The organism is Paenibacillus sp. FSL R5-0378, from assembly GCF_038009285.1.
Classification (GTDB): domain Bacteria; phylum Bacillota; class Bacilli; order Paenibacillales; family Paenibacillaceae; genus Paenibacillus_AQ; species Paenibacillus_AQ favisporus.
Map to the genome: position 1 here is coordinate 4,354,761 of NZ_JBBPAY010000001.1, position 12,353 is coordinate 4,367,113.

Sequence of the window (12,353 nt, forward strand, 5' to 3'; positions counted from 1 at the left end):
ACATATCTGCAATTAACATCTTACATATTTGCGTTTAAAACCAAGCTGCTGCTTGTCCACCGCTTTTTGAATGTTTTCCGAAGCATTTAGGATGCTGCTTTTTTTATGATCGCGTTTCATTTCTACCGGACCGACTGCTTTTGCAGTCTCGACCGCTTTATCATGAAGCGGCCGATAGGATACGGCAACCGTGTATATAAAATTGTTCATCGCCGATTTTGTGCGTTCCGGAGATTCGTGGATTGTCTTTGTCACCAATTCCAGCATATCGGCGAGTTTGCTTTCGTCAAATTGAGTGTCCGGCCGGCTGCCTAGAAGCCAGCAATAACAGCTCCAGCCCGCCGACATTTTCAGCTCCTCACCGCTTGCGATCCATTGATCGGCGACTTGTTGCGCAATATCGGTTTCTGCCAAGGTTACCGCCACCACGTAATCGGACAGCATATAAAAATAGGCCCCCTGAATCCAACGCTCAAAATCCGCTTCGGTCATCGCTTTCGGATCGGCAATGATGCCGGCAAAGTACATGGCGTCATAATTTCCTGTGGCGTACAGCTGCTCAGCCAACGATTGATCGATTTTGATCTTCTTGGCCATAGGTTTCATGGCACCTGTCGCTACGCCAAAAAGCGGTTCGTGTGCTCCATTGGACATATACTGCTTCTTGAGCCGTTCCTTGCCGAGAGCTTCGAGCTCCTGCATGACCTGTTCAAAATCCATGCTTTGACACCGCCTTCTTCAAATTGTTGCCGTATTTATTTTCCGCTTTTGCCGTTCCAAACGAACAGCGAACAGCACTCCACATGGCTCGTCTGAGGAAACATGTCCACGGGCTGGGCCCACTGGAGCTCATAACCGCCGTCGATCAGCACCTTGCTGTCCTTGGCCAACGTGGAAGGGTTACAGGATACATACACGAAACGGTTGGGCTTCGTTTTCAGAACGGTTTCCAGGAAGCGGCGGTCCAGTCCGGTTCGCGGCGGGTCGGCGACGATGACGTCCGGGCGAAGTCCCGCTTTGACCCATCGCGGGAGCAAATCCTCCGCTTCGCCTAGATGGAAGCTGGCGTTATGACGGCCGTTGCGCTCGGCATTCCGCTTGGCATCCTCTACAGCTTCTGCGATCGTCTCGATACCACGAACTTCCTTGGCATGCGGGGCCAGCCAGAGTCCGATCGTGCCGGTGCCGCAGTAAGCATCAATGACCGTCTCGCGGCCGGTCAGGCCGGCGGCTGCCCGGACCGATTCGTACAGCTTTACGGTCTGCTGCGGATTGAGCTGAAAGAACGCTCGCGGCGAAAGAGAGAATTCCAAATCGCTCAAGGATTCCTGCATGGAATCGGCCCCCCATATGGTGATGGTCCGGTCTCCGAAGATCAGCGAGGTCCGCTTCGGATTGACGTTCAGGGCGATTCCTGCCAATCCGTCGATAGACAATCTGAGCAGACGAATGAGATCGTCCTGACGCGGCAGGCTGCTGTTTGCGCAAACCAACGTCACCTGCAGCTGGTCGGATTGAAAGCCGTGACGCACCACGATCGTACGCACGCCATCTTTACTGCCGTTTTCTTTGGCCAGCGGGATGCGCAGTTCTTCCAGCACGGATTTCACTTTCTCCACGGCCTCATTCACCTTTGGATGCTGGATTGGACAGCCGCTGATATCCACGATGCTGTGGCTGTCGGCTTCATACAGCCCTGCTATGATTTCGCCGTTCCGGCGTTCCACTTGCAGCTGGGCTTTGTTGCGGTATCCCCAAGGGTGGTCCATGCCCAGGATCGGTTTCAGCTTGAGCTGGTCGATACCGGCATACCGGTTGAACGCTTCGCGGACAATGTCCGTTTTGGCCTGCAGCTGTCCTTCATATGAGATATGCTGAATCTGGCAGCCGCCGCATACGCCGAAAACCGGGCAGGGAGGTTCGATCCGGTGGGGAGATCGTTTCTCCACCTCTGTAAGCTGCGCTTTGATAAACTTAGGCTGCACTTCAGTTACCTCGGCCTTGACGACTTCACCGGACAGCGCTCCGTCGATAAAAACCGCCTTCCGCCGATAATAACCTACGCCTTCACCGTTAATGCCCAAACGTTTGATGGTCACGACGATGCGGTCGCCGGTCCGAAGCTCATCGGCATGATCGCGGGCAGAGCCAGGCGTCTGCTTCATCGGCTCATTTTTGCGGAAGCCTTTGCGAGCAGCTGTATCCTTTCGATATAAATGAGTCCCTGCTTGGGACTGTCGTTTGTTATTGGGATGTTTTCGTTCATTCATGTTCGTTCTACACTCCATCGCTTGTTCTTCGTTTCACTATACCACGCGGCAAGGTACGAATGCCATGTTCCGACGCCGGGTTCTGCATTTTCCGTGACATTTCCTGTTGGTCAGCGTTTATATCTTAAAAAGCAGCAGAGGTGACCTGTTTCATATGAAAAAGCTGAAATTATTATTATGGATCACGATGGCCACAAAAGGATTGGAAATGATGGGATTTGCGATGAATGAATCTGCACAAGCCGCAGCAGCCCCACTGTCGGTAGCAGTTCAACATGCAGAATGGAACCAAGGACATCTCCTCGTCCCGGTCCGGCCTTTAATCGAACCGTTTGGAGCCCGTATAGAATGGTTTCCTGCAGAAAAGGAATTGGTCATCCGCAAAAACGACCTTACCATTCGGCTGGCTGCAAATTTCAAGCGGGCCATCGTGGAGACCCCATCAAGAGGAGAATTTCCTGAATATCCGGACCTGCCGCATCGCGAGTATGCCGATATGGGAGCTCCCGTCCAAGTGTTGAATGGAAGTGTCTATGTTCCGTTAAAATTTGTCGCAGCAGCATTGGGAGCTACTGTTGAGTGGGGTGGTCCGTCCAAGCTTGCCACGGCGAAGCTGGAAGGAATCCGGATCCAAATTAAACCGTCACCATCTCCTGTTTCTATGCCGGGTACCCAAAAACTGACCTCCGCCCGCATGAAGATGTTGTCGGATAAATTAAACGAAGTCCAAAACCCGGACGCTAAATACGTGAGCGCACACTACAAACCCTATTTTACCGATCGCTTCATCCGTACACTGATTCATGATCGAGGGCTGCAGGCAGCCGGCCGCTATAAAGATCCGGATACCCTCCCCGAATATACCGGCAAAACTGCCGCCACGCTTACACAATCGGCTCCGTTAGGGAACGGGCTGACGGGAGAGGATCAATACATTGAGGATCGGACCGTTACGCTCATCTGGATAGGAGGGGCTTGGAAGGTGGAGCGCGTCGACATCCGCATAAGAACATTGACGACGGGCTTTGTCGAATACGCACCGATGAACTAGGAACATACGAATCTTTCCTCAGCGTGATCTAACGGACAGGCTTTCTATGAATTCTATATGAAAACGCCTCTAATTATCCGGGTATCTCCTGAAACCGATATGGCTTAAAATACGCCTGAAGGAGATGATAACGATGCCAGCACAGACCGACTATCCATTTCAGAATACATCCTTACCTCTAGAAGAACGAGTGAGAGACCTGGTCTCCCGATTTACACTGGAAGAAAAAGTGGAGCTGATGGTTCAATATCAAGCTGCCGTCGAGCGGCTCGGTGTGAAAGCGTATAAACACGGTACGGAAGCAGCCCACGGCATGGCGTGGCTGGGAGAAGCGACCGGATTTCCGCAGCCGATCGGCCTTGGCTGTACGTGGGACACGGAACTCATGAAACGAATCGGCAGCGTCATCGGTGACGAGGCCAGAGGGTTCTACCGCCGTAATCCCGAAGTGAACGGATTGACCCTGTGGGCTCCGACCGTCGATTTGGAACGCGACCCGCGCTGGGGTAGAACAGAAGAAGCCTATGGAGAAGACCCGATCCTGACCGGGAAACTGGCCTCCGCGCTCATTCAGGGCATTCAAGGCGACCATCCTGTATACTTGAAAGCGGTTGCCACTTTGAAGCACTTTATTGCGAATAATAACGAAGTTGGCCGGGGTGACGCTTCGGTCAGCATTGATCCGCGCAACATGAGGGAATATTATTTGAAAGCGTTTGAGATTCCGTTCAAGGAAGGCGGCGCCCAGTCCATGATGACGGCTTACAACGCCATCAACGGCGTGCCGGCGAACCTGAGTCCTGACGTCAAAGCCATCGTTAAGGACGAGTGGGGCATGGACGGTTTTGTCGTAAGCGATGCCTTCGACGTGACCGGTACCGTCCGCGATCATGGATACCTGGATACGTATAAGGAGGCCGTCGCCCGCTCCGTTAAAGAAGGCGGGATTGACAGCATCACGGACGATTCGGCTGTGATCAAGGAGGCGCTGCGTGAAGATCTGCGTGAGGGACTGCTGGCCGAGAGCGATCTTGACGCCGCACTGACGAATACCTTCCGCGTCCGCTTCCGGCTCGGCGAATTCGATCCTGAAGAGGGCAACCCGTATGCTGCGATCGACGAATCCGTAATCCTGCAGCCAGAGCATGCGGTGCTGTCCCGGGAGGCCGCCCGAAAGGCAATGGTGCTGCTGAAGAATGACCGTGGGCTTCTCCCGCTCAATGCAGACAAGCTGAACAAAGTGGCCGTGATTGGGCCGCTCGCCGGAATGGTGTACCGGGATTGGTACAGCGGTTCGCTCCCTTATGCCGTCACGCCGCTTCAGGGCATCCAAGAGAAGCTTTCCGGGGCAGGAACGAACGGCAAGACAAGTTACAGCGGGGGAACGGACCGGATTCGGCTTAAATCCAAAAAGACGGGGCGGTATGTGCGAATTCAGGCCGGAGAAGAGGCCGCGCTGGCTGCAACGACCGAAAATGCTTTGGATGCGTCTGTGTTTGAAATGACGGATTGGGGCTGGGGAAGCCACACCTTGATCTCTGAAGACAATGGCCGCTACCTGACAACTGACGATAAGATCGTTAAAGCGTCGTCCGAACAAATTTGGGAGTGGTTCACCAAAGAAGTCTTCCTCATCCATCCTGCCGAACATGAGCAAGGGTGCGTAACCTTCTCAACATGGAACGGTACACCGGTGACGGTTCATGCCGAATCAGGTCAGCTGCTGGTTGGCGACGGCCAAGCCGCGGAGACCGCGAATGAGATTAACGTTGCAGGTGCTGCCGAAGTATCCGGTGAGGACGCCCCGATCGTCCATGCCGATCTGTTCGAGCTGGAAATCGTCACGGACAAGCTTCAGACTGCCAAAGAAGCAGCTGCGGAAGCGGACCTGGCGGTTGTGTTCGTCGGCAATCATCCGCTGATTAACGGCAAGGAGACGATCGACCGTCCGGACATTACGCTTCCGGAATCGCAGGAGAAGCTGATTCAGGAGGTTTATACAGCCAATCCGAACACGGTGGTCGTCATCGTAGGCAGTTACCCGTACGCGCTAAACTGGGTGGACGCGAATGTACCGTCCGTCCTGTACACGTCCCATGCCGGCCAGGAACTGGGCCATGCTTTGGCAGACGTGCTGTTCGGGGACACCAACCCGGCGGGACGACTGAATATGACGTGGTATAAATCCGTCGACCAGCTGCCGGAATTTATGGACTATGATGTCATTAAGCACGGCAGAACGTACCAATACTTCGAGGGCGAGGCTCTGTATCCGTTTGGACACGGCTTGTCCTACGCCAGCTTCCGGTACGATGGGCTGCAGCTTGAGAAGGAAAAGCTTACGGCAGGCACGGATCAAACGGTTCGTCTGACATGCAGGGTAACCAACATCGGTGAAGTGGCAGGGGAGGAAGTGGTGCAGCTGTACGGCCGGGCAAATCAGTCCCGCGTCAAGCGTCCGCGCAAGCAGCTGCTTGGATTCCGCAGAGTGATGCTTCAACCGGGCGAGACAGCCGATGTGTCCTTTGAAGTTCCGCTCGATCAGCTGGCGATCTGGGATGTCACCCGCGAGCGCTACTGCATCGAGACCGGCACCTATATGATGATGGCCGGCGCTTCTTCGGAGAACCTGCCGCTGACAGCCGAGCTGGTTGTAGACGGGGAGACCATTCCGCCGCGTGACCTGACGCAATCAACGAAAGCCATCAATTACGACGATTACGAAGGCGTTCTGATTGGTGAGTGTACGGAAGGCGGCAGCGCCGTGATCGTGAAGGATCAATCCGGATGGATCACTTTCCGTGATGCCAAGTTCGAGGACGGTGCGGATACGCTGCGGATCCGGGCGGCCGGAGCGGCGGATGCCGTTGTTGAAGTGCGGCTGGATCATCCTGAAGGGCTGCCTGTGGGCCGGATCACTCTAACTTCAGGCGACTTACAGACATGGCAGGATTATTCCTGCAAGCTTAGCGGAATACACGGAAGTCAGAATGTGTATTTTATTTTGAAAGGGAACCTGGCAATTAGCCAATTCCAATTCGCTTAATCGAAGAGCATCTCATTTTATAATGCAGGATGCCCTATATATATTGGGTAATGTTTTTAACCCGCCTTCAATTGAAGGCGGGTTAAAGTGTTTGATTTAGACAGAATTAGCACGGTTTACTTCGCTCTCGAGTACTGTTCCGGTCCATTTTGTTTCCTTTTCCAGGATCTGAGCAATGGGTTGGCCGCCGCATCAAAGTCACGGAGCATGACATCAAGACAATCCTTGAAAGCTTGTTTATCAGGCCATTCAGTGTTATTCCGTTATCGGTAACGATTAGAACTTTCTGTTCAAAGCGCAATATGCCGATGGGAATGACATTTGAGCTTAGTAGGCAGTCATTTTCGTCAAGAAGTCTCATATTTCCGTTTGTCTTTGGTTAATGTTTCCATGCTATAATCGAATCGCCTATTACAAGCGGATGGGGCGGTATGATTTGATCAGAAAAAGAGGGGATTCACCGTGTTAGCGAACAAATCCGGACGATTTCATCGGCTGCAGTGGAAATTGACCTTATTTTATATCCTTACAACGATTGTCGTCATGATTCTGCTCGAGATGATTGCCGTTTTGGGTTATTATGCTTTTGTGAATCTCAATACGAACAAAGTCCTTGCCATGCAGGTTGGGACCGTTGCCCAAAATGCTGCTTCAAGCATCAGCGGGCCTTATATCAACCAAAACAAGCTCGATCAAGCTCTACGGGAGTGGCCGGCCGAATTCGGTGCTGAATTCCAAGGTTATTCGGCCGTGGTTGACCCAGACGGCGAGATTCTGGCCTTCTCAGGTGATTCTATGCCTGACATCCGAATGCTTCACATACCTGATAAAGTCCGGCTGAACATCCAGTCAACCTTTGCACTAGTGCCCACAGCGGCCAAGACATTAAGGACTTATACAGCTAAGGTCCAAGATACGGTATATATCGTAGCGCCGATTGCTAATAACGTGGAAGTTCGGGCGGTTCTTGTGGTCAAGGCGAGCCATATCCATCTGGCATCCCAAACCTTCAGCCAGTTTATTCCGAATGCGGCTAGTTTCTTCGGGATCAGTCTGTTGGGATTTCTGGTTGGTGCCACAATTGTCGGTATTGCATTCGGCATTGTAACATCTCGGAGTCTTGTCCGCCGGATTCAGAAATTTCTCACATCGGCGAACCGCTGGAGTGAAGGTGATTTCTCCGTGTTTGTACAGGACCATTCCGGTGACGAGTTGGGACAACTGGGTCACAGGCTAAATCATATGGCCGGACAGCTCCAACAGCTGCTGCGGACACGGCAGGATTTGGCGGCGGTCGAAGAGCGCAATCGTTTGGCACGGGAGCTGCACGACAGCATCAAGCAGCAAATGTTTGCAGTCTCTATTTGGGTAAATACCGGAAGATCCTTGATTGAACAGGATAAAGAAACTGCCAAATCGCATTTGGCGGAAGCGGAAAAGCTGATTGGCCATATGCAGAGGGAGCTGAATGCTCTTATATTGGCACTGCGACCGATTGCATTGGAAGGTAAAGATCTGCCCAAGGCTCTCTCGGAGTATGTACGGGCTTGGCAGGGGCAGACAGGCATTGCGGCTGCATTTGAATCATTTGGCGACGATATGGCGCTGCCGGCCATCGAGGAAGCATTCTACAGGATTGCGCAGGAAGCCTTATCTAATACGGCCCGTCACAGCGGGGCCAGAGAAGTGACGGTTCGTTTGGAGTGCAGCGATTCCATAACGCTCATGATTCGGGATAACGGCCGCGGTTTTGATGAACTGCATATCCGTCCCGGCGTCGGGCTTTCATCCATGAGGGAGCGTATGGCAGCCCTGGGCGGAAAGCTAGATATTTGGAGTGAACCTGGCAAAGGTACCTTGATAACAGCACAGTGCTATACCCGTGAAAACCAAAAGGAAATAAGCTGAGGTTACTGGTATTGATAGATTTCTAGTGTGGGAGTGAGCCGTAGTGACAGAATTGGAACAGATCACCATTCTGATCGTCGATGATCACGCGATTGTAAGGCAGGGATTGCACGCATTATTCAAAATACAGCCGGATTGCCTTGTCGTTGGGGAGGCGGATTCAGGAGAACAAGCCGTTCGGATAGCCGAGGAACTGGTGCCCGATATCGTGCTGATGGATTTGGTCATGCCCGGCATCGGGGGCGTAGAAGCAACCCAGAGGGTAAAGCAGGTCAGTCCAAGATCGCAGATCATTGTATTGACCTCATTTCACGATGATCAGCATATTTTTCCGGCCCTTCGGGCTGGTGCGGTCTCTTATGTTCTGAAGGATATCGAACCGGGCCAATTGGTCGAGACCGTACGAAGATCCGTTCGCGGAGAATCGATGATGCATCCGCAGGTGGCCGCTCGCGTAGTTCAGGAAATTCGCGAATCACGGCATGAGGATGCCAACCCTTTTGCCGAGTTGAGTGATCGTGAGCTTGAGGTGCTTCGCCTGATCGCCGAAGGGCTGTCAAATGCCGAAATTGCCGAGAAGCTCATTATCAGCGAAAAAACGGTGAAGGGCCACGTAAGCAATATTTTAAGCAAACTCCATATGCTGGATCGGACCAAAGCTGCCGTATTTGCCTGGCAAAAAGGGTTGATGGAGCCGAATTAGGCCACTGAACGAACTTTAAGTCCTGCCGCTAAACGGATCTCCAGTCGGGTGTCTAAACGGTCCTCAAGAAGCGTTTCAAACCATGTACCCTAATGTATCATTTTTAACGAAGCCGAAGCTTGCAGATCTTCGCTTCTGCAAATAATACATGATAAGGGTGAGTGCGATGACTGCGATTGTACAACGGGAAAAGGGGACCGGCGGATTTTTGAATCGATGGCCAGCTTGGATCGGCAGCGCAGCGATCATCTGGTCGCTGATCTATGGGGGGCTTCAGCTTTACTGGCTGCTAGGCGGAGAAGGATATCCTTATAAGCAGGGAAACATGGGAATATTTTCGGCCTTAATTACCTATATTCCCCAACAAACGGCCGGTCTGATTTCCATGATGATCTGTTCTGTCAGCATACTTGTCGGCATTGCTATGCATAACGTCCGGATCGGCATTCTTCCTCGTTGGCTTATACAAAGCTATGCTTGGGGATTCGCAATCGCGTTAATTTTGTTTATTCCGGATATCAGTTTGATCATGAGTATGGCTTACGCCTTTTTATTTAAGTTCACTTTTACCGGGCAAATGTTTTATCAATTGGTCTGTATATTAGGCGCTTGCCTGTGGGCTTTTGCCGGATTAGGATACCGGCGTAAATCGTTACATGCCTGCATGCATTGCGGGCGAAAGGAAAGTGGGAATCACCGGTTGCTGAATAGAGTTGGTCGCATCGCAGCGGTCATTGCCGCTGTAGCCCCCGTTCCGTATGCGATATCTCGGTTTGCTTGGGCACTTCATATTCCTATGGGGGTCGACCCAAGCTTCGTACGGGACTTCCCTAGGATGAATCCGATGGCTTATGTAACGGAATGGGTGTTTGGCTCGTTATGCATTGGAGGTGGTCTGTTGACTCTTGGGTTGATCCAGAAATGGGGAGAAGTGTTTCCGCGTTGGTTTCCATTTGTAGGGGGCAAAAGGGTGCCCATTTCACTGGCGGTCATTCCTGCATTGTTCGTAGCCGTCCCGGTCACTGCAGCTGGCGTTGTGTTCAGTTTTGCTTATTTGGGTATCCGCTTTAACTTCATCCCACTCGATGGTTTCCCGCTGAATGCTGTTCAAGGGGGCATCGGCCCGATGATATTATGGGTGCCTTGGGGTGTGGCGCTTGCCATTGCAGCCGTTACTTACTATTACCGTCGGCGAGGCGGTTGCGGTTTTTGTAACCGGGCTTAATAGGGGGAGGCCATGAACAAAGATCACACGAGCGTTACTTCAACCACGCAGGTGATGAATGCCTTTGAACGTTTTACTATGCGGTCGGTTTGGCCAGCATATGCAGGTTTCTGTTGTGCGCTGCTTTATGCCGTTTTTGTGCGCTTTTATGAAGCGGCTGCCGGCATCATTGGCGGTTATGGACAGCTTTCCAATCCGAAAGGGTTCAGCATGGCTAGTTATGGAGCGGGAGTTCTAATCATAATCTGCGGTTTTATTCTGCTTGGTCTTGTCAAGCCATGGGGGCTTACGGTTCCCGCATGGGTCCCCCATTTCAGGCGCAAAAGAATTCCCCGCCAGTTGATTTTGATCCCCACTCTGTTCAGCACCTCTATCCTCATAGCTCATGGGACAACTGGGATCGTTACCAAGACGCTGTTCCTGGTTGGGGCTATTCCTCTGGAGCTGAAAGGGTGGGCAGTCATTGACAAAGAACGGCTAGCTATATGGGATCTAATTTTTTATGAACCATGGTTTCTGATCATGGGCATAATGAGCGGGCTGGCTGCCGCGCACTATGCTCATGCTTCCGGGGTGATGCTCCCAAGATTCCGGCTGTGGATGATCCGATTTGTTGTGATCGTATCACTTCTGACTTTGTTATTAATTGCGTCGATCGTATTCGATTTTTCCGATATTTTGAGTTTTTGACATGATCCGTTTTAGGAAAGTGGAGGGTTCATATACCAAAAAGCCGCTAAATTAGCGGCTTTTTGCAGTGATCCGGTACCAATGTCCTTGTGATTTATATTATGAATAATTAATAACATTAATTAAAAACGGTGACCTTTGCTTCTGCTGAACAGCGCTTGGGTGTACTTTAAGCTGTTCTCGACCTGAAGTTTCGTCGGCGCGGCATTGATATGATCGTCCTGTGCGGCATTTCGACATCCATTGGTGTGGATACGACGGCCCGTGAAGCCTATCAGCATGAATATCACCATGTGTTTGCAGAAGATGCGATGCCCTATCCACCAAGAAAGAACATGAGCATGTGTGCTGTACGATTTTTCACCGAATCGAGAAGTTACGTGCCAGTGAACAAATCATTAACATGATTAATTAAATTGGTCATCATGTAGAGAACAAGCCCCAATCTCACTAAGATTGGGGCTGCTGTTCTTGTGGCGCAGCTTGTGTATCACCTATGGAAATGAGGGAACCCCCTTACTGGATAGAGGCTTGCTTCAAATCACTTTTAGGCGGCAGGCCATACAATCGGGCATACTCGCGGCTGAATTGGGAAGGACTTTCATAACCAACCTGGAAAGCGGCATCGGCTGCCCCCATTTTTTCACTGATCATGAGATGTCTTGCTTCCTGGAGTCGGATCCGCTTCTGATATTGCAGCGGGCTCAGAGCTGTGACCTGTTTGAAATGTTTATGAAAAGACGACGCGGCCATATTTACTTCCTTGGCCAGTTCCTCCACGCGAAGCGGCTTGGAATAATCACGATGGATGAGCTGAATGGCCTTCGCAATGGCGTGTGCCTGGCTGCCGATCACCGCAAACTGCTTGACCAAATGGCCTTGCTCGCCCTGCAGAACGCGGAAGAGAATTTCCCGTGTAATCAAGGGAGCCAGGATAGGGATTTCGGCAGGTTGGTCGAACAATTTTACCAGCCTCAGCAGGGCATCAAGCAGTTGCGAATTCGTCTTGCCGACAAATATGCCGCTTCCCGGCTCAGATTCTTCAGGCCAGGCCAATTCCGTATGCTGCAGTATATCCAGAATTTGATCCGGCGTAAACTCCAAGTGAAGCCCTATGAACGGAACCTCCGGCGATGCCTGGGTGATCTCACTTTTGATCGGGAGATGAACGGATGTTACGAGGTACGTGGTCGGATTGTAATGGTATATTTCTTGACCAAGCGCTGCGGATTTGGCACCCTGGACAATGAAGCATAAAGAAGGCGCGTACATGCTATGAATAGGTTCGGACGTCGCCGTGGCCCGCATCATGTGCAGCGACGGGATCTCTGTTAAATGTAATCCATCCGTCTGCAACAGCTGGTTTAACCGCCCGGATAATTCAGATAAATAGGGTTCGAGTCCGTTGGGTTGCATTTCTCGATCCATTTTCAGAACGCCTCCTTGTTCAAACATACGGT

Annotated in this window: 10 protein-coding genes; 7 read left to right on the forward strand and 3 right to left on the reverse strand. The window is 51.7% G+C overall.

The window, feature by feature from the left end; translation table 11 throughout:
* Positions 1-12: 12 nt before the first annotated feature.
* Positions 13-720, reverse strand: a complete 708-nt coding sequence (locus tag MKY74_RS20210) for a DNA alkylation repair protein (RefSeq protein WP_076165689.1) — start codon at positions 718-720, stop codon at positions 13-15.
* Between the two features lie 35 nt (positions 721-755).
* Positions 756-2,165 (reverse strand): 23S rRNA (uracil(1939)-C(5))-methyltransferase RlmD, encoded by a 1,410-nt coding sequence (gene rlmD, locus MKY74_RS20215; protein WP_076169295.1) that lies wholly within the window; start codon positions 2,163-2,165, stop codon positions 756-758.
* 259 nt (positions 2,166-2,424) lie between these two features.
* Between rlmD and MKY74_RS20220 the strand changes: the two genes are divergently transcribed.
* The 7 genes from MKY74_RS20220 (at position 2,425) to MKY74_RS20250 (ending at position 11,300) form a co-directional block, all read left to right on the forward strand.
* A complete protein-coding gene (locus MKY74_RS20220) occupies positions 2,425-3,321 on the forward strand; it encodes a stalk domain-containing protein (protein ID WP_076165686.1) in 897 nt (298 codons plus the stop codon).
* Positions 3,322-3,454: 133 nt separating this feature from the next.
* Positions 3,455-6,367 (forward strand): glycoside hydrolase family 3 protein, encoded by a 2,913-nt coding sequence (locus tag MKY74_RS20225; RefSeq protein WP_076165683.1) that lies wholly within the window; start codon positions 3,455-3,457, stop codon positions 6,365-6,367.
* A 543-nt stretch (positions 6,368-6,910) separates the two neighbouring features.
* A complete protein-coding gene (locus MKY74_RS20230; RefSeq protein ID WP_076169294.1) occupies positions 6,911-8,275 on the forward strand; it encodes a sensor histidine kinase in 1,365 nt (454 codons plus the stop codon).
* Positions 8,276-8,318: 43 nt separating this feature from the next.
* Positions 8,319-8,978: a response regulator gene (locus tag MKY74_RS20235; protein WP_076165680.1), complete on the forward strand. Its 660-nt coding sequence runs from the start codon at positions 8,319-8,321 to the stop codon at positions 8,976-8,978.
* Positions 8,979-9,144: 166 nt separating this feature from the next.
* A complete protein-coding gene (locus MKY74_RS20240; RefSeq protein WP_144025334.1) occupies positions 9,145-10,203 on the forward strand; it encodes a hypothetical protein in 1,059 nt (352 codons plus the stop codon).
* Positions 10,204-10,215: 12 nt separating this feature from the next.
* Positions 10,216-10,893, forward strand: a complete 678-nt coding sequence (locus MKY74_RS20245) for a DUF3995 domain-containing protein (RefSeq protein WP_076165674.1) — start codon at positions 10,216-10,218, stop codon at positions 10,891-10,893.
* 212 nt (positions 10,894-11,105) lie between these two features.
* Positions 11,106-11,300 carry an isochorismatase family protein gene (locus MKY74_RS20250; RefSeq protein WP_244169148.1) on the forward strand — a complete coding sequence of 65 codons (195 nt, stop codon included), beginning with the start codon at positions 11,106-11,108 and terminating at the stop codon, positions 11,298-11,300.
* A gap of 109 nt (positions 11,301-11,409) precedes the next feature.
* Here MKY74_RS20250 and MKY74_RS20255 read toward each other — a convergent pair whose 3' ends face one another.
* Positions 11,410-12,321, reverse strand: a complete 912-nt coding sequence (locus MKY74_RS20255) for an AraC family transcriptional regulator (RefSeq protein ID WP_076165671.1) — start codon at positions 12,319-12,321, stop codon at positions 11,410-11,412.
* Positions 12,322-12,353: the final 32 nt, after the last annotated feature.